Annotated in this window: 19 protein-coding genes; 5 read left to right on the top strand and 14 right to left on the bottom strand. The window is 50.4% G+C overall.

Annotated features, from left to right (window positions below; all coding sequences use genetic code 11):
* Positions 1-83: 83 nt before the first annotated feature.
* Positions 84-2,924, top strand: coding sequence for a TonB-dependent receptor domain-containing protein (locus H5715_RS13695; RefSeq protein ID WP_075188235.1), 2,841 nt, complete (start codon positions 84-86; stop codon positions 2,922-2,924).
* Positions 2,925-3,001: 77 nt separating this feature from the next.
* Here the strand turns inward: H5715_RS13695 and H5715_RS13690 are convergent, their stop codons facing one another.
* The 7 genes from H5715_RS13690 to H5715_RS13660 form a co-directional block, all read right to left on the bottom strand.
* The gene (locus H5715_RS13690; protein WP_075188234.1) at positions 3,002-4,012 is read right to left on the bottom strand and encodes a FecR family protein; all 1,011 of its coding nucleotides are present in this window, start codon (positions 4,010-4,012) and stop codon (positions 3,002-3,004) included.
* Positions 4,013-4,561 carry an RNA polymerase sigma factor gene (locus H5715_RS13685; protein ID WP_075188233.1) on the bottom strand — a complete coding sequence of 183 codons (549 nt, stop codon included), beginning with the start codon at positions 4,559-4,561 and terminating at the stop codon, positions 4,013-4,015. It abuts the gene before it with no gap.
* Positions 4,562-4,890: 329 nt separating this feature from the next.
* The gene (locus H5715_RS13680) at positions 4,891-5,229 is read right to left on the bottom strand and encodes a hypothetical protein (RefSeq protein WP_075188232.1); all 339 of its coding nucleotides are present in this window, start codon (positions 5,227-5,229) and stop codon (positions 4,891-4,893) included.
* A 17-nt stretch (positions 5,230-5,246) separates the two neighbouring features.
* Entirely contained in the window at positions 5,247-6,296 is a 1,050-nt protein-coding gene (gene holA, locus H5715_RS13675) for a DNA polymerase III subunit delta (protein WP_075188231.1), read from the bottom strand.
* A gap of 3 nt (positions 6,297-6,299) precedes the next feature.
* Entirely contained in the window at positions 6,300-6,809 is a 510-nt protein-coding gene (locus H5715_RS13670; protein ID WP_075188230.1) for an LPS-assembly lipoprotein LptE, read from the bottom strand.
* Positions 6,810-6,868: 59 nt separating this feature from the next.
* Positions 6,869-9,328 carry a leucine--tRNA ligase gene (gene leuS / locus H5715_RS13665; protein ID WP_075188229.1) on the bottom strand — a complete coding sequence of 820 codons (2,460 nt, stop codon included), beginning with the start codon at positions 9,326-9,328 and terminating at the stop codon, positions 6,869-6,871.
* 319 nt (positions 9,329-9,647) lie between these two features.
* A complete protein-coding gene (locus H5715_RS13660) occupies positions 9,648-12,140 on the bottom strand; it encodes a cadherin-like beta sandwich domain-containing protein (protein WP_075188228.1) in 2,493 nt (830 codons plus the stop codon).
* A gap of 241 nt (positions 12,141-12,381) precedes the next feature.
* Between H5715_RS13660 and H5715_RS13655 the strand changes: the two genes are divergently transcribed.
* A complete protein-coding gene (locus tag H5715_RS13655; RefSeq protein ID WP_075188227.1) occupies positions 12,382-14,421 on the top strand; it encodes an FG-GAP repeat protein in 2,040 nt (679 codons plus the stop codon).
* Positions 14,422-14,709: 288 nt separating this feature from the next.
* A complete protein-coding gene (locus H5715_RS13650; protein WP_075188226.1) occupies positions 14,710-15,675 on the top strand; it encodes a lytic murein transglycosylase in 966 nt (321 codons plus the stop codon).
* 6 nt (positions 15,676-15,681) lie between these two features.
* Here H5715_RS13650 and H5715_RS13645 read toward each other — a convergent pair whose 3' ends face one another.
* The 7 genes from H5715_RS13645 to miaB form a co-directional block, all read right to left on the bottom strand.
* On the bottom strand, positions 15,682-16,554 hold the full coding sequence (locus tag H5715_RS13645) for a DUF6279 family lipoprotein (protein WP_075188225.1): 873 nt from the start codon (positions 16,552-16,554) through the stop codon (positions 15,682-15,684).
* Between the two features lie 202 nt (positions 16,555-16,756).
* Complete coding sequence (locus tag H5715_RS13640) at positions 16,757-18,673, bottom strand: di-heme-cytochrome C peroxidase (protein WP_075188224.1); 1,917 nt, start codon at positions 18,671-18,673, stop codon at positions 16,757-16,759.
* Between the two features lie 295 nt (positions 18,674-18,968).
* Entirely contained in the window at positions 18,969-20,498 is a 1,530-nt protein-coding gene (lnt, locus tag H5715_RS13635; RefSeq protein ID WP_075188223.1) for an apolipoprotein N-acyltransferase, read from the bottom strand.
* A complete protein-coding gene (locus H5715_RS13630) occupies positions 20,485-21,360 on the bottom strand; it encodes a CorC family transporter (RefSeq protein ID WP_175574351.1) in 876 nt (291 codons plus the stop codon). The genes lnt and H5715_RS13630 overlap by 14 nt, the downstream gene beginning before the upstream one ends.
* 32 nt (positions 21,361-21,392) lie before the next feature.
* Positions 21,393-21,863, bottom strand: coding sequence for an rRNA maturation RNase YbeY (gene ybeY / locus H5715_RS13625; RefSeq protein ID WP_075188222.1), 471 nt, complete (start codon positions 21,861-21,863; stop codon positions 21,393-21,395).
* 1 nt (position 21,864) lies between these two features.
* Positions 21,865-22,860 carry a PhoH family protein gene (locus H5715_RS13620; protein WP_075188221.1) on the bottom strand — a complete coding sequence of 332 codons (996 nt, stop codon included), beginning with the start codon at positions 22,858-22,860 and terminating at the stop codon, positions 21,865-21,867.
* 135 nt (positions 22,861-22,995) lie between these two features.
* Positions 22,996-24,354, bottom strand: coding sequence for a tRNA (N6-isopentenyl adenosine(37)-C2)-methylthiotransferase MiaB (miaB, locus tag H5715_RS13615; protein WP_075188220.1), 1,359 nt, complete (start codon positions 24,352-24,354; stop codon positions 22,996-22,998).
* A 182-nt stretch (positions 24,355-24,536) separates the two neighbouring features.
* Between miaB and H5715_RS13610 the strand changes: the two genes are divergently transcribed.
* Positions 24,537-24,872, top strand: a complete 336-nt coding sequence (locus tag H5715_RS13610) for a DUF1820 family protein (RefSeq protein ID WP_075188218.1) — start codon at positions 24,537-24,539, stop codon at positions 24,870-24,872.
* Positions 24,872-25,630, top strand: a complete 759-nt coding sequence (locus tag H5715_RS13605; RefSeq protein ID WP_075188217.1) for an alpha/beta fold hydrolase — start codon at positions 24,872-24,874, stop codon at positions 25,628-25,630. Before H5715_RS13610 ends, H5715_RS13605 begins: the two co-directional genes overlap by 1 nt.
* Positions 25,631-25,702: the final 72 nt, after the last annotated feature.

Genomic DNA, 25,702 nt, shown 5'->3' with positions numbered 1-25,702 from the left:
GCGTGTTTAGTGTTCGTTTTTTTGCCATATCTCCATGGTAATGTCTGTAGGTATTTTTTGAATACAGGTGACGTGGAACTGATATGCGCGCGAGCATATTTTGTCTTTGGTTTACCGTGCTGGTGTTCGCCTCTGCCCATTGTTGGGGTGCAGATTGTACCGCGGCGGATGCACGATATTTCCAAACATCGGAAACGGGTATTGCCGAGACGCTAGCGAATCTAGCAGAGGTATTTACTTATCAGCTTGTGACTGATCCGCAAGCGGTCGCCGAGCAAGCGGTTTTTGCCGGCGAGGGATGTGCGTCCCTGGCACAATGGCTTGTGCGCTTGTTACCACCGCTGGAGCTGGAGTATCAGTTGGTCGGGGATACCTTGGTTGTATTCCCTCGTATTGTCGCTGCCCCTGTCGCCAGCGATTCATCCGTGGCCACAGATATGAACACCTGGGATTACAGTGAAGTTGTGGTGACAGGAAGCCCGCAGCGGCAAAGCACGACTTCCATATTTGCTGGTATTACCGGTGATTCTGAGTTCACGATTGACCAGCAGCAGTTGAAACAACTGGGAATTACCTCTCTGGGCTCTGCACTGGAACTGGTCTCGGGTGTTAAGGTGGAAGACAACCGTTTTATGGTTATACGGGGTATGACTGGCCGTTATCAAGCGGTGCGAATAAACGGTGGTGTAATCCCGAGCCTCGACCCCAGTGGCCAGGGATTCCCCTTAGATGTTTTTCCCGTGAATATTCTTAATGCTGTGGATTTGCGTAAATCGGTATTGGCTGATGCTCCCGGTAGCGCCACTGGAGGTATGATCAATATTGAAACTATGCGCATTCCCGATGAGCCTTTTTTTCAGATGTTGGCGGGGGTCGGGGGTATCGAGGGCACCAGTTTTGAAACTGTATTCCAAGGTTACCGCAACAATAGCGATTGGCAGGGACAAGATGATGGTACGCGCGCGCTGCCCTCGTTACTGCACAAAGCGGCGCGACAGGGCGGATTGGATACCCTAAACGAAGCAGAGAGAGAGCTGGCAGGCGAGCAGGCCGTGGTGGCTGATATGGGGATATATCACGGCCGCGCAGATGCTAATTTGCTGTCTGGCCTAAGTGCTGGGCGTTCCTGGGAAAGCGGCGATTACCAGTGGGGAGGGAGTCTTTCGCTCGGTTACAGCAACGATTGGCAGCGTCAATTACTACAGTCGCGACTATTTAATCGGGTAGGAAGTAACGACGGGGAGTGGTGGCTAAGAGCGAACCAACTGGCGAGTAATGATCGAGTCGTGAATACTGTTGATTCCAATGGTTTATTCACCAGCGGCGTATCTTTCGGGGAGCACTACCTGGGGCTGAATTTGCTGTTACTGCGCCAGAGTCGGCATTACACCGAATGGATTGATACTCATTGGTTGGATGAGCAGAATGAATCAATAGGCCCGCTTACAAAGCGTGGACTGTTCAACTGGTCCGAGCGACAACTGCAGCAGCAGCAGATTTACGGCCTCAGCCAATTTTCCTCTCAGCTTAAGCTGAATTGGCAGTTTTCTCACGCGGTATCCAAATACAGGCAGCCGTTTGACGTCAGTTACCGCTATACGAGCAGGGCTATGTACGCTCCTTATCAGTTGGGTTTTGGGTTTGATCAATTGCAGCTGCATTGGCGCAGAATGCGAGAACATACGTCCAGCGGCAGTATGCAATTGGATTATCAATGGCTGCCGCGTGTGGACTTTAAAGCGGGTTTGGAGCGCTACGAGGCTGATCGAAGCGGTTATGACCTGCCCTATTCATTTTCCGCAGAGGGGGGGGCTGGGGAGGTTCGGGGGATCACCGAGCTTGCTAACCCCACCTGGATACTCAGTGACGCCAATATTGTTGGCGGGCCAGATAAGCCGGGATTTTTGTTGGTCGACGACTTGGCTCCCGAAGACAATTCCGCAGCTCTGGCAGGGCGTTTTTATCGTGTAAATCAAAGACACCTTGGATCATATTTGCTTGTGGAAACGCGATTACTGGACCACTGGCATCTCGTTGCTGGAATGCGCTGGGAGACGCGCGTTATACAGGGAGAAATGTGGAATACCGCCCCTGCAACATCACTGACACTTTTGGACGGTAACAAAGGCCTGCCATCGTTTGCTTTGGGTTACGCCCCGCGGCAGACACAACAGTGGTTGCTAGGCTATAGCCGAACGGTAGTATGGCCAGCGGTAAATGAGTTGATGCCCATGCGCTATGAAGAGTTGGACACAAGGGTGTCGGTGGTTGGGAACCCTTTGCTGGAGGTGGCCAATGCCGACAATTGGGATGTGCGCTGGCGTTACGATAAGGGTGCGGGAGTTCAATTGGATATGGCGGTGTTTTATAAATCTATTGGGAATGCCATTGAGGGTGTTTTTTTTGATCCGCAAGACGAAAAGCACCCCTACAATAATTACACTTTTCGCAATATGGCCGAAGCCAAAGTTTGGGGTGCTGAACTGGAAGCAGATCATATGCTGCAACTGCCTAAAGGCCAAGAGCTGGTGACACAGTTGCGGGTTGCGAAGGTCTATTCACACGTTCACGTTAAACAAAAGGCTGAATATGCTGGAAAACGGGTGTTGCAGGGGCAGCCGGACATTATTGCGGCGCTGCAACTACAATACCGCTTTGACCAAAATACGTGGTCGCTTTTTTTTAAGCGAGTTGGTCGCGAGCTATTTATCACCAGTGATACACCGGGATTACCGGAGGTTTATCGGGAGCCGCACAGCGATCTTCGGCTGGCATACAGCCGTGCGTTATCAACGGATATTTCCGTGACATTTACCCTCGAAAATCTGTTGGACGATGAAGACCGCTACGACCAAGGGGGCCAACCTTTTCTGCAGTTCAGTAGTGGGCGGGAGCTAACGTTGCTTTTTGCTGCAGACTTCTGACTCCAGCGTTCGGGAGCGTTAGCACCAGCCCAAGAGGGTCTGCGCTAAAAAAACACCTTAAAGGGCGCTAAACGCGCCTAGTGAGCGGATAGTTTCAGTACGATCTGACCTGACAGACGCTGTATTTCCAGGTGGTGGAGAGCGGCGATAATCTCAAGATTTTTATCGGTATTGGCCAAATCGAAACTACCTTTAATAGGCAGGTTTTCGACCGCCCGGCTACCCGCAATAACGTCCTTTGGCGCATAACGGTTTAGCTCGATGAGTAGTTCCTGCAGCCGCATGTTTTTGGTATGCAGCCAACCCTGACGCCAAGATCGGCTGTTTTGAGGATCGAAATGGGTGGTTACTCCGAGCTTTTTTGCGCTTACCAATATCTGCTCTCCGGCGTGGAGAACAAGGTGGTTGTCAGGCTGTGCTAGTAGATTGACAGCCACTTGTCCCTCCAGTACTCGCAGTTCTGTCGCTGATTCCCGGTGATAGACGTTAAAGCTGGTGCCAAGCGCTTCCATGCGTACATGCGCTGTTTCTACTACAAATGGCCGGGTCTTGTCTTTTTGCACCTGAAATAGCGCCTCGCCGCTTAACAGCTCGACATGACGCGTCTGTGTTTGGTAGGCAACGTTTACTCGAGAGGCGCTGCCGAGCAACAGGGTGGTGCCATCTTCGAGAAGAGCCTGGTCCACCTGTTGGCGCTGAGTCTGGTAAACCTGCATCACCGGCTCCATGTGCGGCTGCCAATCGAGCACAAAAGTGGCGAATAAAATGCTTGCGGCAATGCCCAGAGCAGTCAGCCATTTTGGAGAGAAGAGGTTTTCTCTTCGGTCTGCGGCGGCCTTTGTATTTGTGAGCGAGGACGGCGAGGAAAGCGCTTCTTCGCTTGCGCTCTGCTGCAAGGCGGTGATGAATTCTTGAGAATTCCAGACGCCGCTAATGGCGTCGGCTTTCTGCTGCCGGTGGGGGTTGGCTGCGAGCCACTGGGTAAACTCCCGCTGCTGAGATGCGTCTGCAGCTTCCCTGTCGCCGTGAATTAACCAGCGGTAGAGGCGCTGCTCGTCCTGTTCGTTAAGTTTGTGTTCAACATTCATTCACGTGGCCTTTTTCTGCGTTTGGTGCTCTGCAGGTCGCGCAATACTTGTCGCCATTAATTGCTCGATGGTTTTCAGTGCCCGGTTAAGTCTTTTTTCGATCGCCTTATCTGATCTTCCCAGGCGACGACCAATCTCTGCATTGGATAACCCGTGTAATTTTCGCAGGACAATGATGTGGCGAATTTCATCGGGCAATGTGTTAAGGCACGAGACAAATAATTGGAGCCGTTGTTGTGTTTCCAGTTGTTTGTCGGGCTGAGGAATGGGGCATTCAATATCTTCGGTGAGGGCTTCGTGTTTTTCCTGTTTGCCCTCTTTTCGGTAGCTATCGTTGATAATGTTTAAAATAATCCGATATACGTAGGGAATGGGTTCAGACGGGTTAGACCCCTGCTGAAAACGCCGAAGAAAGCGCTCCATGGCTTCCTGGTAGATGTCTTCGCATTCCGTATGGCTCTGTTTTTTTGCGCGGATGAAGGCGATCATTTTAGGTTTCTCGTCAACGAGAAGTTCGTAAAGATCTTGTGTTGAATGATAAAAATTCATGTGCCGGAAATCTCATATTTTAGTTCGGCGATATCGTCTGGTTATGGTGGTTACATATAGTACTTTTTTTACATTTCGGATTCGGCGCCCGGAACAGGTGATCTCTAGTCGCGCGTGGATCCACCGAGTACCTTGATGCCTGAACATGACAATTGTATGGCACTGGTCGAATGGATGCGGGTGAGTTTATTGCTACATTTTTACTCTATGACTGAACGTAGTGCTGTCCTGTGCTGCTCGTTTTGTTGCGGGCGGTGGTGCAGTATGGTTGCGGGGCAGTAGCTAAACTTTTTTGAGGTGTCAGTAATGTTTAGATGTGGGCCTGACGGCTAGGGGTGGGACGAATCGGTAAATGCCTTAATCTGCCAGGCGCTGTCTTTTTGTATGACTTCAAACAGCTGTTCGGCATCGGTGGACTGCCAGCGAAAAATATAACCTACTTCGCTTTCCTTTACGGAAAGGTCGGCTTTTGTAGCCTGCATGCCTCGGCGCTTTAAATAGCCGTTAAGCACTAGGTAGGCTTCTTGAGTACTTTCATCTATTGCGCTGAATTCGGGTTTTTTCTGGCAGCTGATAATATTGCTGAAAAGGAAACATAAGCCTGCAAACAGCAAATATTTTATTGATAGCGTCGCTGAACCGCGGGTGAGTTGCTTGTTATTATCCATTTGCGTAACACCTCTGGCTAACTTCTAAATTCCATTCGTTGAGTCTTGGGGTTAAGCACGGTCACTCCGGCCAATCCTAAGGTGATATCCGTTAGTATATTCCAAACATTACCAGTGGCAACGCCTTTAGTGGCGCGGTCAGCCAGTGCTGATTTGCGAATCAAGTCCTGCAGTTGTCGTGGTTTAAGTCTGTGTAGGGCCGATTTAAAGAGGGGTTTACGTTTATCCCAAACGCCGTTGCGGCGTGCGGCAGAATCAAAGTTTTCGCCACTGTCGATAGCGTCTTTAATATTGTTTAGGCTGCGAATTTCGCGGGTTAGCGCCCAGAGCAGTGTTAAGGGTTCGGTGCCTTCGGCACGCAGCCCTTGAAGGCTTGCTGTCGCGGCTCGGCTGTCGCCATGCATGGCTTTATCGACCAAGCCAAAAATGTCGTAGCGGGCAGAATCCATAACCGCTGCGGTCATTTGCTGGGCGTTGATCAATGGTTCATCCGTCGCCAGTTTTAATTTTTCGATTTCCTGCACGGCAGCCAGTAGATTGCCCTCCGTTTTTGCGCAGAGTATATCAATGGCTTCGCTGTCGGCATTTAAACCGGCCATTTTTAAACGTTGGTCTATCCAACGGTGCATTTGTTGGGGGCCAACAGGCCAAACCTGTATGGTTATACCGAGCTTTTCTATGGCGGTGAACCACTTGCTTTTCTGGCTGCGGCTGTCGATTTTGGGGCTGACCAGCAACAGCAGCGTGTCTTCATTGGGGTTCGAACAGTATTCGCTAATCGCTTTACTGCCGGCATCACCGGGTTTGCCGTTGTGAATGCGAATTTCGATGATTTTTTTGTCGGCAAAAAGGGAAAGCGCATTAGCGCTGTTGTAAAGCTCATCCCAGCTAAAACCTGAATCGGTATGGTGTAGTTCGCGTTCGCTAAAGCCATTAGCGCGGGCTGCGCCGCGAATGGCGTCGCAGCATTCCTGCACAATCAGGGGTTCGTCGCCGGAAATAAAATAGATGGGGGCGAGCTGTTTTTTCAGCTCGCCGGGGAGTTGTTCCGCGCGTAGTTTTGGCATGGATTACTCAGGCTGGCTATCGAGGATACGGAAGGCGAGCTCTTCGCGCATTTCCTGTAGCAGTGATTGTTCTTCCTGGTTTTTGGCAACGATCAGTTTTGCATCAAAATCGTAACTGCGCCAGCTCATGGCCTTGCGCGAAGACTGCGTTATTTCGCCACCATCGCCGCCACTGTTGGTTTTGTAGTGGTAGTACACACTGAGAATCAACTGGTATTGGGCGGTTACACCGGTGTCTGTTACCGATAGTGGGCGCTTGTCCAAACGCTCTTCTTCAATCACCAGAATCATGGGTGCTTCACTGGTGCGTTCGACGTTTTTACTACGCAGAACGTTATAAAGCACCGGGGCGACTTTACTGTTGCGCTCCTGCACGATGACATGCAATTGTCCAGGCAGTGTGCCTGAACGGGCATCGGACAGCGATGAATCCGTGCCGCGTAACTGCCAACCACAAGCGGTAAGCAGTACTAAGCCAAGCAATAGAACGAGTCGTGAAAATGGTTTTATCATTGCTGCGTTCCTGCAGTTGCTGTTTGTTGGGTTCGGCTATGCCAAACCCACGCTATGGTTTAATTGGCGACAATATTCACTAGCTTGCCGGGAACGACGATCACTTTGCGAATCATTTTATCTTCGATATATTTCTTCACATTTTCATCGCCAAGAGCCAATTTTTCCAGTGTTTCTTTGTCGGTATCGGCGGGGACTTCCAGCTTTGCACGTACTTTGCCGTTCACCTGAACCACCAGTGTAATGGAACTTTTCACCAGCGCCGTCTCGTCCACGTCGGGCCAGCTTTCGTCGAGTATGGCGGTGTCGTTACCCAGTTCACGCCACAGACTATGACAAACATGGGGGACGATTGGCGCCAGCACTAAGACTGCAGCTTCGAGGGCTTCACGTTCGACAGCCAGACCCAGCGGGGTGCTGCGGTCTGCTTTGCGGCTGGCTTCATTGAGTAGTTCCATAACGGCGGCAATGGCGGTGTTGAAGGTCTGTCTGCGGCCGAAGTCGTCACTGACCTTGCTGATGGTCTCGTGCGTCTTGCGGCGTAAATCTTTGTGTGCGTCGTCCAGAGCCTTGGTATCCAGCTTGCCGGGCGTGCCTGCAGCCAGGTGAGCTGCCACGGCTTTCCAGAGCTTTTTCAGAAAACGGAATGCGCCTTCCACACCTGTTTCTGTCCATTCAAGGCTTTGCTCGGGAGGAGCGGCAAACATGGAAAACAGGCGAACGGTATCGGCACCGTACTGATTGATCAAATCTTCCGGGTCGACAGTATTGCCCTTGGACTTAGACATTTTGGTGCCATCTTTCAGCACCATGCCTTGGCACAGCAGGCGTTCGAAAGGCTCGTCGCAGCTTACCAGGCCTTCATCACGCATCAGTTTGTGGAAGAAGCGCGCGTACAACAGGTGCAGAATGGCGTGTTCGATTCCACCCACATATTGGTCTACTGGCAACCAGTAGGCGGCTTTATCTGGGTCGAGCATACCGTTGTCGCTGGGTGCGGCGTAGCGAGCGTAGTACCAGGACGATTCCATAAAGGTATCGAAGGTGTCTGTTTCGCGCTCTACGGCCTGGCCGTTAAGCTCGTCTTTTTTCCATTCCGGGTCGGCTTTAATGGGTGATTGCACACCATCCATCACGACATCTTCCGGCAACAGCATGGGTAGGCGGTCGGCGGGAACGGGAATTTCGCCACCGTCGGGCAGGTTGAAAATCGGGATGGGTGCGCCCCAGTATCGCTGACGGGAAACACCCCAGTCGCGCAGGCGGTAATTGGTGGTTACGCGGCCTTTGTTGGCGGCGATAAGGGTTTGCGAAATAGCTTCAAACGCGGCGCTAAAATCGAGACCGTCGTATTCGCCGGAATTAACCAGCACACCTTTTTCGACAAAGGCCTCTTTGGCCAGGTCAATCTCTTCTCCGGCTGCCGGTGCAATGACCTGGGAAATCGCAATACCGTATTTTTTGGCAAACTCCCAGTCGCGCTGGTCGTGCGCGGGTACGGCCATTACGGCACCGGAGCCGTAATCCATTAATACATAGTTGCCCACCCACACGGAAACTTCTTCACCTGTAATGGGGTGCAGGGCTTTCAGGCCGGTATCGATACCTTTCTTTTCCATATTGGCCATATCCGCTTCGGCCACGGATTGGACTTTACACTCTTGGATAAAGGTGGCTAGTTCGGGATTGTTTTCGGCCAGCGCTTGGGAGATAGGGTGTTCGGCGGCAAGGCTGACGTAGGTCACGCCCATCAATGTATCGGGCCGGGTGGTGTACACCTCGAAGCTGTTGTGGCTGGCCACCGCTTTGGGTAGGTCGAAGCGCATATCCACACCACGGCTCTTGCCTATCCAGTTGCGCTGCATGGTTTTAACCTGCTCGGGCCAGTTGGGCAGCTTGTCGAGATCGGCCAGCAGTTCGTCGGCGTAATCGGTAATGCGGATAAACCACTGGGGGATTTCCTTGCGCTCTACCGGGGTGTCGCAGCGCCAGCAGCAACCTTCAACGACTTGCTCATTGGCGAGCACAGTTTGGTCGTGGGGGCACCAGTTAACGGCCGAAACTTTTTTGTAGGCCAGACCTTTTTCGTAGAGCCGGGTGAAGAACCACTGCTCCCAGCGATAGTAGTCGGGCTTGCAGGTGGTAACTTCGCGGGTCCAGTCGAAACCAAAGCCCAGCTCTGTTAACTGCTTGCGCATGTAGTTGGTGTTGTCGTAGGTCCAGGCTGCCGGTGCCGTGTTGTTTTTAATGGCGGCGTTTTCGGCGGGTAGACCAAAGGCATCCCATCCCATGGGGTGCAGTACGTTCTTGCCCTGCATACGCTGAAAGCGGGCAATCACATCGGAAATTGTGTAGTTGCGTACGTGGCCCATGTGCAATCGACCGCTGGGGTAGGGGAACATGGCCAGACAGTAGAACTTTTCCCTGTCCGGATCTTCGGTAACGTCGAAGCTTTTGTTGGATTCCCAGTATTCTTGGGCGGCTTGTTCGATTTCAGACGGTAGATAGTGGTCTTTCATGGGTGGGATTTTAACCTGCGATAAAAGGTAATGGTGAGCCTAAAAAACGGCCGTGCATTATGACAAAAAACGGGGCGTTATTACATTACGTAGCGTTAGCATTCGTCGATTATCGATTGTTTTGTGGGTTTTACGGCTGTTGAGCCCGCACAGCGTGCATCTGGAGCGGCTAAATAACTCGTGTCGGCGCACCTGCGGGAATATCTCGAGTGTGTTTTAGCGAGCGGTGTTGATGGGTTGGGCACCCGTCCACACCGGCCAATATCGCCAGCGGTTGTGCAAGGTTTCGTGCCATTCACCGTAGGCGCTGCTGTGCGTTTTACGGTACCTCTATAAGCATAAAATGCTGTCGTTTATTGCCGACAAGCGGGCAGACAACGGAAGGCGTGTTTTCCGTATAGGTGGCGCCAGCCACCGTCAGGCCGTAGGCGGTATTACGTTTATTGACGATATACAGGCTGCTGTCTCTGCTGTTGTCGTATAGGCCCCATTGTTGTGCATAGCCCACCAACTTGGAAGTCAGAAAATTAAAACTGGTGGCAGTAGCGATGGATTCGCAGTAACTGACAAAATCGGTGGAGGCCATAAAGTAGTTGTCGTCCTCATCCACGCCCATATTACGAATATAGGTGTAGTGATCATCCGATAGCTCCAGTTGCCAGTAAAACAGTGGATTGTCTTCGCATTTTTTTACTAGGCCAAAGTACAGTTCATCGATTTCCTCTGCCGCAATGCATAACTCGTCATTGTCGGCCAGACGAATTTGATATCGAGGTGAGCTGACAGCCGCTTCCTGTACGGCTTTACCTGAATACGTTACCGGGATGGCGTCGTCTTCTTTCAGATCTTCGGGTTTGTAATAATTTTCCCCCACCCGCAGGTTTTCCCCCGATTCAGAAAAAACAAACGGCAGGGTTTCAGATTCACTTTTCATCCAGTTCTGGTAAATAACCGTATTGTCTCCCGAAGGCATCGAAGATTGTGGGACGGTGTTGACGTGTATCGGTGCTGTGGTGTCGTTGCTGGCCATGGGGTAAAAGGTGTTAAAGCGAATTATAGTATTGTTGGCTTCGATGGTGAGTTGAGGTTGTATTTGTTCGACGGAGGATTGCTCGAGGATATCGAAGCGATTGTTTTCCACGGTGTTGTGTTGGGTTCCAGCGGCCAAAAGCAAAGCTACTTTATCCGCGCCGCTGGTGAGCGTGTTGCGGCGAATAATATTGCCGGTGGTGCTTGAATTTTGATCGCTGATCACCTGCACTAAAGCTGCGTTTGTCGAAAAATCGGTATCGCTGGACACCGATAATTCGGAGTCGAGCAGACGGTTATCGGAGCTACCCTGGGAAATACTCACGGCATGTTCAGTAATGCTATTTACATCAAGACCAAAGAGTGTGTTGTGATGAGCGTTATTCAAGATTATACCCTGGTTGGCGTTTCTAATCTCAAGCCCGGTTACCTGCCAGTAATCACCCTCCAGCAATAAAACGCTGGTATTATTTTCGAAGTCGCCTTCCAGTGCGGTTTCTTCATCGCTGGTTTCTACGGTCAGGTAAATGGGGTTAAGTGCAGATCCCGATCGATTAGAGTAAAAATGTGCTTTTTCTGATCCGCTTGTGGTTGTGCTCGCTAAACCATAGTACACGCCAGGCGCGACAATAATTAAATCACTGGGGTTGGCATTTTTTAGCGCCGTTTGCAGTTCCTGAGTTGTATCCACTTCAACAATATTGCTGCTTTGTCTGTCGATATATAACGTATAGCTCTTCGAGCTGCTGCCGTTAGATGCAACGACGGAAAGGGTAATAAATGTTTCGTCTTCTGTTAAGGGTATTTCTGTCGCCACTCCGGACAGCACGTCCATTTCTTTGATCCGCAGTTTGGCTCCAGCCACTTCTGGAATGGCGGTGATAACAATATGGTCTGCGTTTTTATTTACGGATATACCGTAGGACGATTGGCCGCATAGGTAATCGACATCGGAGCCCTCTATATCCAAGCTTTTTAATTTTGCGTTTATTTCTTTTTGAGCGGCTGTGGGCAATGTTCGGGTAATGGTAAAACTGTAGCGCTCTACTCGGGTTTTCGCTGCGGCAGTCACGTAAGCGTCGACAATGTTCTCGCCGGGAATAAGATTGGCGTAGTAATACTCGCTGGAGTCGATTTGTTTGCCATTGACTTGAACGGTTGATCCACTTTCGCCGGCATAAAATTGGGAAACATAATTGCAGATTTCATACGGCACTTCTGCAGTGTAATAAAAAACGGTAGGGTCAAAGGTAGGGGTTAATGGGATTTGCGATTCAGTATTGTCAGACGATGTGTAGAACACATATTGGGATAATGATGCGTCGGAGCTTGGCCTGCTAACGAGCAGAGTGTAAGTAAGATAAACGTCGGCCTCTATATCGCTGGTGATATCTTCGCCTTCTTCCTCACCAATATCACCTATATAGAAGCGAATAATGTTTTCGCCCTCCTGTAAATCAACAGTAATTTTTTCTCCCGATGTAAAAGTAATAATATCGCTGTCGTCTTCTGCATTGGATACGCGATAGTTTAACCTTACGTCGTTGTCGGTAGGGGTCGCGGTTAATGTGATGCTCGATGTTTGGTTCGGAACAACAAGTGTGTATATCCCTGTTTTGTCACTATCAAAATCCAATTCGTGGTTTTCTATCTCGAGTGATGCCAGGGTGTTATTAGGTAAATTCTCGACTTCTTCGTTAACTGATTGGCTGCAGCCACAAATAAAGGTGGAAAATACAATGAGTGCTACTAATAAAATATAGGGTCTATTTTTAATGGTCATGAAAGCTTTGCTGTCGCGATAATTAGGGCCTAAAAAATAGGCATGGCTAAGGTGTGAAGGTGAGAGTGTCGTTGTAAGGGTTTAGTTTCGATGTAATGGGTAGAGAAAAGAAAAGAATTGTAGGTAATCTGTAAACTAATAATGAGAAAAGATAAGTTTTGTAAAGTTGAAAATTTAGGGATTTATTTTGCTGTTGTCAGTGTCCTAAATTTCTGCGATATAGATTAATTTGGACTTTTATATGAAAAACAAAAACATTTCCCGTACGTTCGCTATTGTGTTGGTCTCTGGATTTTTTGCCTCTATGGTAGGTTGTGGTGGTGGTCTGGGTGAAGATGAAGATACAAATCCAGACGCATTTTATTTTGATGATGAGGATGATATAGGCCTTGGAGAATACGTTATTTCTGAGCCTGTAACTATAGAAGGCATAGACACCGAAACAATCATTTGGATCGAGGGGGGAGAGTATTCCATCGATGGAGCAGCGTTTACAGATGAGGAAGGCGAAATAACGAACGAGCAGGAAGTCTATGTGCGTGTGTTATCTTCTGAACTTCTGTCCACCGAAACTGAAGCCGTTTTATATGTCGGTGATGAGGAAGATACCTTCACGGTTAAGACTGTAGATATTGCGCTGAGCGCTCGCGACGGATTTAAAAACATTGTGTTTAGTTGGCCGTCGGTAACTGGTGCGGTGAATTACAAAATTCTTGAAAAAATCAACGAAAACGCAGAGTTTGTTCAAAAAGGCCGTTTGTTCAGCAGTGAAGCGATTGGCTACGAAATGGATGTGGCCGTTCATAAACACGATTGGTTGGGGGCTGAATATAAGCTTGAAGCTTGTACCAACGCCTACTGCTCCACCACCGACGAAATTTCACTGTACAATTTTATGGGCCGTTCGATCGGGTACTTCAAAGCGTCGAATTCGGAAGAAAATGATTTGTTTGGAGTGCTAGCGATCAGTGCGGATGGCAACACCATTGCGGTGGGTGCACCGGGTGAAGACAGTGGTTCCCTTGGCGTGAATCGCGATGATGGCGACAACTCCATTAGTGGTTCCGGCGCCGTATTTGTCTATGTAAATGACGATGGTGCCTGGCGTTTGCAATCCTATATTAAAGCCCCTGCGCCCGATGATGGTGATGCATTTGGTTCGTCAGTCAGCTTGAGTTCCGATGGCAGTACTCTTGTGGTAGGTGTGCCCTTCGATGATAGTGCTGATTTTAAGATCGATGGTGATGCTCTGGATAATACGGCCCAGGATTCGGGCGCGGTGTATGTTTTTAGGCGCTTTGGTGAGACGTGGTTTCAGCAAAACTTTATCAAACCGAGCGCCGGAGCGGCTGGCGATCAGTTTGGCCTAGAGGTTGAGTTAAGTGATTTCGGCGGAACGCTTGTGGTGTCGGCTCCCGGTCGTAATATCACCGCGGCCGATAGCACTGCGGCTCAGGCCGGTGGCGTTTTTGTGTATGAATTGACCGGCGACAATTGGGTGGAATTGGCCGAGTTGAACGCGCCGGTGCCCGGAGATGATGCTACCTTTGGTAGTGATATCTCACTCTCAGCCAATGGCAATCGTCTGTTAGTTGGTGCTGAGTACTATAAAGATGGCCTCTCCCCTTCGGCGACGACTGGCAGGGCGTATGTTTTTGATCGGTCTGACAACACTTGGGTGCTTGCACAGGAACTCAGTGCATCGAATGCTCGGGACGGCATGCGCTTTGGCGCTGCAGTGGCCTTGGCTGCGGATGGCGCTACGGCTGTTGTTGGTGCACCCGGTGAATCGAGCAATGCTTTTAGCGTGAATGGGGATGAGGCGGATACGTCTTTCGCGGATGCAGGCGCGGGATACGTGTTCGAGATAAACGGCTCTGACTGGCAGCAGGTTGCGTACTTGAAGGCTCAGAACAGTGATTCAAGTGATCGCTTTGGCAGTGCTGTTGCCATTAATGCGGAGGGGAGCCTTATCGTCGTTGGCGCTCCTGGTGAGAGTAGTGTCGCTGAAGCGATTCACGGTAACGAATACGACAACAGTGCCACCGATGCCGGTGCAGCTTATACTTTTACCCTAAGCGAAAATAATTGGGAGCAGTTGAGTTATGTGAAAGCTCCCAATACCGATGCCGGTGATTTCTTTGCAAGTACCCTTGATTTGGATGCGTCTGGCGATGCGCTTTTGATCGGAGCCCCATTTGAGCAGAGTGACGCGATTGGGATTTCCGGTAGTCGATCCAATAACCTGGCGAATAAGGCGGGTGCCGTATACCTCTATTGATGATGTCTCAATGCCACGGATGGCCTATTCCTCTTTTTTATTTCACCGATTTAGCTCTTTCAGTGTCGCTCGCCCCACTTAATCGGTGACCTATATTGGGGCTGAAGCGCCCTTTTTGTAACCAAAATAAGGCGGTGGTTGGTCAAATTTCTACAGCGTTTCCGTGGTGTGCCCTGTGATGATGCTTATCTGAGGGGGTTTGTGTGCATTACTCCACAATTTTAGTCATGGTATGAGGTTTGCAGCTAAGCATTTTTAAACTAAACCTTTGCCGTGTGAGAAGCGCACATGACCGATAGCTCTCCAGCGCCTTCGATGTCTGATGGTGAGATGGATTCGGATGATCACGCCAGTGAGCAGCCCTATACACTTTTCCGTAAATACTATCGTCAGCGTGAAGATGTACTAACGCTGATCAACCAAATTAACCAGCTTATTAAGGTCGTACAGAAGCACCGCGGTGTCAGTATGGGCTTATTAGCTGGTGATGATAGTTATTTGCCGAGGTTTAACTCTCTGCAAGCGGAAATGGAAAAGCGTTTGACCTTGCTACAGTGTTTTGCCCGTTCAACGGGGGGCGCGCTTTCCGATAGAGAAAAGGAAAACCTCCATTTGGCCTGGGCAACTATCCGGCAGGATTGGCAGGATGACAAACTCAGTGATAATTTCGAGTTGCACACGCATTTTGTCGAACAGCTACAGGCCATGCTGTCCTCTCTGTCGCGGCAGATGGAAAGACCACTGTTACCTGAGTTGGTGGAGGGCGATACTGGTGCGGGCATGAGCTACCCGCGGCTGTTTAAAAAGATTGAAATACTGAATTTTGTTGCTCGCCAGCTGCCAGACATGATTGAGCAGGTGGCGAAGGTTCGGGGCTTGTCGGTGTATGCGGCTACCGCCGGTAGTGTGGATTTCTATAGTGACCGGAAGCTGCGCTATTTACTGCAGTGTGCTCGGGAGCAGAATGACAAGTTACGTGTGCAGGCCGAGCGGATTCACGATCACGTTGAGAAAGGGTTGGATTCTTTTGACGAGTTGAAAAACCTTGAGTTAAAGCTACTGTATCTACTGAATACGGTAGAGCACGATGTGCTCTCGGGCTTGGAAATTAAAACACCGAGCCAACAATTTTTTACTCTCGCAACGGAAATTATTGATGTGTATTGGAGTTTGGTCAGCGATGGACTGCTACAGATCCGCCGCTGGCACGAAGATGATATGAACGATTGGTTGAGTCTGCCCGCCGAAGGGTAGGCTTTTTTATTTTGCTTTTTCGGTGCGCTTGGCGACGGCTAGTTCGCGAAAATCTGTTGAATAGCCAGTCAACTTTCTATTCATTTTTTTGCGTTGTTCCTGCGTAAGGCTATTCAGGATTGTTGCCAGCATGTCATAGGTGATTTTCTGGTTTTTATCCATTCGTCTTTCCAACTCTTCATCCCAGTGATCAGTATGAACAAACAGTAACTTTCGGATGGTTTTATTTAGCTGTTCTTTTTCATCGCGTTTGTTTAAGGCTGCCAAGAGTTCTTCTGCCCAGATTTCCTGCTGGCGCAGGGTGAGGCTCTCAAATGGTAGAAGTGACTTGCTCCATCGGTACATTTCCTGATTTTGACTCTGACTAAAACCGCTGAGGCCCAGAGAAAGGTGAGATTTCAGCTCATCGACACGCGCTTTGTGAAGCTTATCGCCCTTAACGTCAACAAAGTCTTTTTGGTATTGATCGCGTTCTTTTTGGAGGCTTTTCATCAGCTCAGCTACTTGCTCGTCGCTCAGGCTTCCGGCCAAGTGGGTGAACATGGGTGTTAGATAGTTAAGGGTTTCGTCGAGAAAAACCTGTATTTGGTCTGTTTCGTTGTGCACCTGCTGGCCAGTCATTTTTCCTGTAGCTATGCGTAGCTGCAAACCCTCCATATAGAGAGCATAGCGGGGCAGTTGCGAGTAGCGGTGCCAGTCGTGAAAGGTATCCAGGTAATCTTTGGCGTATTGCTTCTGTTGTCTATCGAGGTTTACATAGCTTTCGATATACCAGAGTGTGGCAAAGTCGAGAAAATTATAGGCTAGCTTGGTGGCACAGCCGTTAAGCAGCAGCAGGCAAAGTGCGGAGAGGCCAAGTCGCTTGAAAAGCTTACGCATTGCAATATCCGTATCCGGTCGAGGCAAAAAGGGAGATTATAGAATTCCTTGAGGGATAAGTGTTAGGTTTTGTAGGTTCTCTGCTCGGCCTGTAGGCCCTCCTGAATACCGGGTGCTGCTTGCAACGGCCGCTAGCCGAAGCTGTCGGTTCCAACAGCCCGCCCAGCGGGCGCCCCAGAAGCGTAGGGCGCGCTGTCTTTTTTTACAGTGTCTTCAAATATTCCACCAACGCCCAGCGATCTTTATCATTGATAGGAGGTAAAACATCAACCTGATAACTATTGTCCGGATTGCGTAGGGGGTTGCCATTCTTGTCTAGATTAATGACGGGAGTCTTGCCTGCGGCATATTCGTGGCCGGCGTTGGTGTTACTGGGCAGGCGGGTATCGAATACGAATAGGCCTGGGTAGTCTTCCTCTGCTCGGTTCAGGTAGCCGACATTAATGGGGTCGAACTCGCGTGCGCCCACGGTAAAGGTAACGGAACGGCAGTCTTTAGCTTCAACAGCGCCTTCGGCTATTTGTTGTTCGCTACACTGGGGTAAAAATAGTTCGTAGAGGTTTTGTACCGAGCCGTTGTGCAGATAGGGCGCAGTGGCCCAGATGCCGTTCAACGGACGGCCCTTGTAGGAGAGCAAATATTCAGCAGGATTGGTGTTGGGCTCGAAATTTAAATGGCGGTCTCCCGTTTGGGCGGGGTTGTCCATAATCGAAACCAATACATCGAACATACGCAACAGTCCGCGATAGGCGGCGGGTTTCTGCATATCCGGCTGCGTTACCACGCCGCGGCCAGCCTCCGCCACCAGTGGCAGCACTTTGCTTTCTACTTCGAATTTAGCGCCTGCGGGTTCGTCGTGATTGACCGGCATACCGTTAAAGTAGCCGCTCTTTCCCGCGTAGGTAACAGCATTCATCATTGCTTGTGGGTCGGTGCCGAGGTAGGGGAGGGAGGCCATTTGAGCCTTAATCGTACGCTTGGGGTTGCTGCGATCGATATCCCAGTGGCACTGCTGGCAGCGGTATTGCTCGTAGACTTCCCGTCCGCGCTCGGCTTTTGCCTGGTCGATGGCGGGCAGCTGCTCCGGCCAGAGTGGCGATTCCAGTTTCATCAAGTGGCGTTCCATACGGATAATATTTCGCACATCCACTGATGAGGGGTAGCCGTTCTGCTTGGTGAGGTGGCTCAAATTCATTGTTCCGAATACGCCCATCACTTCGCCGACATTGCGGCCCAGTGCGCCGGTTTTGGCATTTTGGCTGACGCCATTCCACTGCACAAAATCGTGCTGAGGGGTATCCCACAGGAAGGGGTAACTCACGGGCGCGCTGGCGGGGTTAAAGTTGTCGTGGTCCTCTGGTGTCAGGTGGCTCAGGATACGGTTGAATATGCGGCCAAAGGCATCGAGCCGGCCGTAGCCATAGTGAACAACCTGGTCACCGTGAGATGGTTGGTTGGCAGTGTTGTAGCGCTTCTGCCGGTCTCGCGCCTGGGTAACGAGCTCGCGTGTTTGCGTTAAGGTTTGCGTGTCGGTCTTGCTAAAGAGGGCGTTGCTAAGGCGCTGCAGTTTAGCGTCGTCCTGCAGGGTGGCATTAAACGCGCGCTCCAAAGCCAAGAGAAATTGCTCCATATCTGCCAGTGTTGGGCCACCATCAATACGTATACCCACACCTTGATAGTTCAGCTGATTGGTATGGCAGGCGGCGCAGGTAAAACCGATGTAGTCTTTGCCTTGGTAGCGATCTTTTACAAAACCGAGGGGTAAACCCTCGGGGTTGTCGAAGCTGGGTTTTTGCACCAGATAGCGATAGCGCAATATGTTTTCCTCTCCACGGAACAGCGCCTGATTGTCAGCTTGCTCCAGGTGCAGGAAAAGGTCATAGGGAATTAAATCGGAGCCCTGGGTGGTATTGTAAAACCAAAGACTATCGTAAGCGCCCCAGTTTTGGTCGAGGTAAATAACGCTGGAAACGCTGTCGCCAAAAAAATCGGCCTCTGCAGGTTTAGCGCCTCGGTCGTCGGGAGCCATAAACCATCGAACCAGATAGCCAAGTGCAGAGAAGATAAAAAGAGCAACCAGGATCAGGAACAGTGTTTTGAGGCTTATAATTTTTTTCATTTTTTCCCCGCTTCAAGTATTGGCTAGAGCTGATACAAATAGGTGAATTTTACAGTATATGCCAAAATTTGCGTTGCAAAATGTCCGCAGAAAGCGCATGGCTATATTCCTGATTCTTAGTGGCGTTATTGTTAACTGAAAACGGAAAAAAAATAACCCCCCTTTTATTTTTTACGTAAAAAAAGGGGGTTCTCGTAAAGGTTTTTGTTTGATTTGTTTCGTTTAGTTAACAGTGGGCTAGCAACGCGGGTAGTTTCTAAGCAGCCTGTTAGCGTGTATCTACCAGTGCTAGTCTTTATTTCGTTACGTTCTTTGCTCTGGAAAGGTAGGCTCCCAGTAAAAAAATAAAGCTTAAGGCAATAATAGGTAGTGAGCGGGTATAGGTAAAAGGAGTTTTTCCCTGAGTTAAATAGACTTCACCGGTAATAGCTTCTGGAATAAAGGGCGTGCCCTGTAAGACGATTTCGCCCTTATGGGAAATAATGCCGCTAAGCCCTGTATTGGTACCGCGAATGAGATAGCGGCCGTTTTCCAGTGCACGCATTCTCGCCATTTCAAAGTGCTGTAGCGGTCCTATGGATTCTCCAAACCATGCGTCGTTGCTGATCGTGATCATTAATCGTGCGTCTTCGAGATTTTTTGCCACCAGATCCGGGTAGACAATTTCGTAGCAAATATAGGGTGCGATGGAGTAGCCGTCAACCTGAATACCCTCTTGGTTTTCCGGGCCTTTGTGAATAATGGAGTTGGGTAAATCAAAAAAATCAATCAGACCGCGCAGGTATTCTTCCATTGGAACATATTCACCAAAAGGCACGAGGCGCTGTTTAAAATAAATATTGTCAGCTGCTCCCACACCGAAAATACTGTTGTAATACTTATTTTTTTCCAAGTCGTCGAACAGTATGCCGCTAATGAGCGCAGTACCGTGTTCGCTGGCCAGCGCTTCGAGTTCGGCAATAAAATCGTCCGCGTCGTTATACATAAGCGGGATGGCAGCTTCCGGCCACAGGACAATATCCGATTGCCAGTTTGGCTCCGTAAGCTCGCGCAGCTGCCGCATTATGGCCGGGCGATAATAGGGATTCCACTTTAACTCCAGTGGAATATTGGGTTGTACAATGCTGACGCTACGTTTGTCCGCTTCGGTATAGCGTGTCCACTCTACGTGCTTTAAACCCAATCCCGCTAGCCAGAGCAGTAACACCCCTGCGAGCGCCAGAGCCGGTATTTTTCGCTCGCCACCGTTGCGCAGGGAAAACAGTGCAGTGCCGGTTAAAACGACTAGGAAGGAGAGTGCATAAACACCGGCAATCGGCGCCCAGCCAGAGAGCCAGGTATCGCTATGGCCGTACCCCAGGAAAAGCCAGGGGAAGCCAGTAAGTAGCCAGCTGCGCGACCATTCACCTAAAACCCAAATAGCGGGAAAGCCCAGCAGCATGCTTATTTTTGATCGGCTTAGGAATCGCTGATAAAAATAAAAGGGAATGGAAAATACCAGAGCTAAAAAGGCAACGAATAGAAAAGTCATCAGCGCTGCCAGCCAGGGGGGGGCGTAGCCAAAATCGTGGATGCTGATATAGACCCAGGAAACACCGCTGCTGTACATTCCCAGCCCAAATATAAAACTGCGCAACCAGGCGAGTTTGTTTGAGAGACCGTTCAGGCTAAGCGCAAAAATACCACTTGCGGCAATTGCAACAGGCCAAAAATTGTAGGGGGCGAGAGAAAGAAAGATTAACCCGCCGGAAATAAGGCTTAGCAAATCTCCGGGCCATCGCGTTAAAAGAGGGCTGTGGGTATTTTCGGTTTTAGCTATCGGCATTCGTTTTGGTTGAGCGTGTTGCGCGTAGCAGGTGTACCTTTCGATTATCTGAGTAGAGCACGCGGAAGGTGAACTCGTTTAAGTTGACGGTTTCGTTGCGGCTGGGCATATGGCCAAAAGCCTGGGTGATAATACCGCCGATAGTGTCGAATTCGTCATCACTCAATTTTGCGTTGAAGAATGTGTTAAATTCATCGATAGGCGTGAGGGCTTTTAATATGTAGTCCGTTTCGGATACCTGCCGAATAAAGTCTTCGTTTTCTTCATCGGTTTCGTCTTCAATTTCGCCGACAATTTCTTCAAGAATATCTTCAATGGTTACCAGCCCGGAAATACCGCCGTACTCGTCGATAACCAATGCCATGTGGTAGCGGTTTTCACGAAACTCTTTTAGCAGTACGTTGAGGCGCTTGCTTTCGGGGATGATGTTGGCTGTGCGCAGAACCGATTTCCAGCTAAAGCTTTCCTGGCCATCAAGAACAAGGGGCAGTAAATCCTTGGCGAGTAGAACGCCTTTTACATCGTCGCTGGATTCGCCGATCACCGGGAAGCGCGAGTGGCCGCTTTCGATGACCTTGGGTAGAAAATCAGCGGGTGTTTCTTCTTCTTTTATCACGACCATTTGCGAGCGTGGAATCATAATTTCGCGCACTTGCAACTTGGCGACATCCAGAGCGCCTTCAATAATGCTGAGTGCTTCCTGGTCCACCACCTTGTTGTTGGCGGCGCCCTTAATGATATCCAGAAGCTCGGCTCGGGATTTGGGTTCGCTTGCGAAGTTGGAGAACAAGCGTTCCAACCATGAACGATTACGGGTGGGCTCGTCGTTTGACGAGTGACTACTCGAAGGTTCTTCCGACATTTTGTTAGTCTTTTCCAGGAAAGGGGAGCAAATTATTGTTCATAGGGTGGTGGGAAGTCCAGCGCTGTAAGCATTGCTGTTTCCAGCGCTTCCATTTCTTCGGCTTCTGCATCTTCTATATGGTCGAAACCCAGCAGATGTAAGCAGCCGTGAACGACCATGTGGGCCCAGTGTGCATCTGCGGTTTTACCCTGCTCGCGAGCCTCTTTTGCGACAACTTGGGCGCAAATGACTAAGTCTCCCAGCAAATCCAGTTCTACCTCTGGAGGTAGCTCGCAAGGGAAGGATAGTACATTGGTGGAGGTGTTTTTATGACGATAGTGAAAGTTTAGCTCCTGGCTTTCGTCTTCATCAACAACGCGAATGCTCAGGCTGGGGTTCGAGTGTTTGTTGTCTCTGTGCTCCAGGCAGGGAGCGGCCCAGCGCAGAAACGCGTCTTCGCTGGGCAAGTCGTCATCGGCTATCGAAGAGGCGTTTTCCAGGTCGATGCTAAGTTGGGGCATATTACTCGGCTCGATCGGCGTGTGCTTCGGCGGCCTCATAGGCCTCGACTATACGCTGCACGATAGGGTGGCGAACCACGTCTTTTGCGCAAAAATGAGTAAAGCTCACGCCGTCGACACCCTCAAGAACGCCAATCGCATGCTTAAGGCCAGAAGCTTGGCCACGGGGCAAATCGATTTGGGATGGGTCGCCGGTAATCACGGCGGTGGAGCCAAAGCCAATACGGGTGAGGAACATTTTCATCTGTTCGCGGGTGGTGTTTTGGCTTTCATCGAGAATCACAAAGGAGCTGTTAAGGGTGCGGCCGCGCATATAGGCGAGTGGCGCCACTTCAATAACGTTGCGTTCAATAAACTTGGCGACGGTTTCAAAACCGAGCATTTCGTAGAGTGCGTCGTAGAGCGGGCGAAGGTAGGGGTCGACTTTCTGGGCCAAATCGCCGGGCAGAAAGCCGAGCTTTTCACCGGCTTCTACTGCTGGGCGTACCAGCAGAATGCGCTCGACTTCGTCTTTTAATAACGATTCGACCGCACAGGCAACCGCGAGATAGGTTTTGCCCGTACCCGCAGGGCCGACGCCGAAATTAATGTCGTTAGTGCGCACGGCGGCGACATAGTCTTTTTGGTTGTCACCGCGAGGCTTAATGGTGCACTTTTTCGTGCGAATAATACTGGCGGTATCGATAGCTTGTTTGGCATCTTCGACAGCTGCTGATTCCATTTTAGATTCCTGTATGGCCAGATGCACTTCATCCGGCGTTAACTCGTTGCCATTGGCAGTATGCTGGTAGAGCTGTTGGATAACTTGGACGGCACTCTTGGCGCTGCGACCACTTACGCTAAAGTCGTTTCCACGATTGTTGATGTGGACATTCAGGCGCTGCTCAACCTGCTTTAGGTGGGAGCCGAACTGACCGCTTAGGATGGCGAGTCGGCGTGAATCGACGGGTTCCAGGCTTAAAGAAAGCGACTCGGTTTTGGGTGATGGTGTATTCAAGGGTAGTATCTGTTCTCTCTCAAAGTTGGGTGTTTGCTTCCGAAACCCACGGCCGCTGGCGTGCGGACGTTGAGTCCAAGGTGTCGCGCTAACTATGTGCAAATATGTCTGTTGGTAGCCTACCCCAATTCAATGTCAATCATCCAGCTCGGAACCTAACAAAATGCCTCTTAGCGAATTTGGTAGGGCTTCTTCAATCAGAATGTCGGCAAACTTCCCTATAAGCTCTGGCTGGTCGCAGCGGAAATTCACCACACGGTTATTTTCGGTGCGGCCAGAAAGCTGACCAGGGTCTTTTTTGCTGTAGCCTGTGACCAGTACGCGCTCGGTATTGCCAACCATTTTGCGGCTAATATCCTGGGCTTGCTGGTTAATGCGCTGCTGTAGGAGGGTGAGGCGCTCTTTCTTCAGCGATTCGGGGGTGTCGTCCTGCATATCGGCGGCGGGTGTTCCGGGGCGCGGGCTGTAGATAAAGCTGAAGGACATATCGAAGCCGATATCTGCAATCAGTTTCATTGTGGCCTTGAAGTCGGCTTCTGTTTCGCCGGGGAAGCCAATAATAAAGTCAGACGAGAAGCAGATATCCGGTCGAATCTGGCGGATTTTCCGCATTTTGGATTTATATTCCAGTGCTGTGTGTCCGCGCTTCATGGCCATCAGGATACGGTCGGAACCGCTTTGTACCGGCAGATGCAGGTGGCTGACCAGTTCTGGTACGTCGGCATAAACCTGAATAAGCGCATCGGTAAATTCGACCGGGTGCGAAGTGGTATAACGGATGCGGTCAATGCCCTCAATTTTTGCGGCCAGGGTGATTAGCTCGGCTAAATCCACGATGCCGTCTGGCCCGTCGCCTCGGTAAGCGTTGACGTTCTGGCCGAGGAGGTTAACTTCGCGTACACCCTGGGATGCCAAGTGCGCGATTTCGTGCAGTACATCTTTCAGTGGGCGGCTGACTTCTTCGCCGCGCGTGTAAGGGACTACGCAGAAGGTACAGTATTTGGAACAGCCTTCCATTACCGATACAAACGCAGTAGCGCCATCGGCTTCGGGCTCGGGCAGATTGTCGAACTTTTCAATCTCTGGGAAGCTGATATCGACGACAATGGCGCCATTCTCTCGCTTATTTTCCATCATTTCCGGCAGGCGGTGCAGGGTTTGGGGGCCGAAGATTAGATCGACATAGGGGGCGCGCTTGGCGATGGCATCACCTTCCTGGCTGGCTACACAGCCGCCTACACCAATAATCAAATCAGGATTTTTTTCCTTTAGGTGCTTCCAGCGGCCCAGCTGGTGGTACAGCTTGTCCTGGGCTTTTTCGCGAATGGAGCAAGTGTTCACTAACAGTACATCCGCCTCTTCCGGGTTGTCTGTCGGCTCCATCTGGTGGGAAACGCCCAGCAGATCCTGCATACGGGCAGAATCGTATTCATTCATCTGGCAGCCGTGGGTCTGGATAAACAGTTTTTTTGTAGGAGTGCTAGTGTCGGACATGGGGTTCTCGAAAGGTTAAAGGCTGCGCAAAAATCGAGCGCGCATTATAGCGGCAGGCATGTCGCTTGTCCCGCTTGAATTCCCGTTGGTTGAGCCCATATTGTGGTACTCTCTTAATTATTAGGTGCAGCTCAAAACCGGTATTTTTCGCGGTTACTCTGGCGCCCGAGGTATAGTTTTTCATGTCATCCAACCCTGTTTTTAAAGTGGTGTTTTACAACCGTGACCAGGTTTACGAAGTTTACGCTCGTGCTATCTATCAGAGCGAGATGTACGGTTTTATCGAGGTAGAAGAGTTTGTTTTCGGTGAGCGTACACAGCTGGTGGTGGATCCCGGCGAGGAAAAGCTGAAAAGCGAATTTAATGGTGTAAAACGCTCCTATATTCCCATGCACAGCATTATTCGGATCGACGAAGTGGAGAAGGAAGGTTCGGTCAAGGTTAGTGAGGTAAAAGCTGGCGACAAAATCGCCCAATTCCCATTCCCTTCTCCTGTGCCAACGCCTGGCAAAGACTAATGCCGCTGCACGTTAAAGAGCGTGGCGCCGGTAAGCCGGTGGTTTTGATTCACGGCTTATTTGGCTCGCTGGAAAATCTCGGCGGTATTGCCCGGGAACTGGCCAAACAGCATCACGTTTACTCTCTGGATCTACCCAATCACGGCCGCTCCCTGCACACCGAAGACACCAGCCTGCCGCAAATGGCCGCTACGGTGTATCAATGGCTGCAGAAACAATGCCTTCCGCACGCGAATTTTATTGGCCACTCTCTGGGTGGTAAAGTGGCGATGGAGTTGGCGCTTACTCACCCCGAAGCCGTCGACAGGCTTGCGGTGTTAGATATTGCTCCGGTTCATTATGACCCCCATCATAAACAGGTGTTTAAGGGTTTGTTGTCACTAGATCCGCGAACACTGAAAACGCGTAGTGAAGCCGAGGCAATACTCTCCCAGTATGTGGAGGAACCCGCCATTCGCAGTTTTTTACTGAAGAACCTCGTACGCGGGGACGAAGGCTTTAGTTGGCGTATGAATCTTAACTCGCTGTATCGCAACTACCCCAAGCTTGTGGGAGGCAACCGCAGTGGCGCCTGCTTCAAAGGTAGGACACTGTTTCTTAAGGGCGCCAAATCCAACTATATTGAGCATCACCATCGAGAAGAAATTCTCGTCCGCTTCCCCCACGCCCAGATGAAAATTGTACCGGGTACCGGGCACTGGCTTCATGCCGAAAAGCCTGCCATGGTTTCGCGCTTGCTGCAGCAGTTTTTGATGTAAACCGTTGGTGCGCCTAAAGCACCGGGCTGCGTCTTGCTCAGCCCATTCCTCGGAGGGTATTCAGCTCTCTAC

The organism is Teredinibacter haidensis, from assembly GCF_014211975.1.
Lineage (GTDB): Bacteria > Pseudomonadota > Gammaproteobacteria > Pseudomonadales > Cellvibrionaceae > Teredinibacter > Teredinibacter haidensis.
The sequence above is the reverse complement of the archived record's forward strand: the minus strand, read 5'-3'. Positions and strand labels throughout refer to the sequence as shown.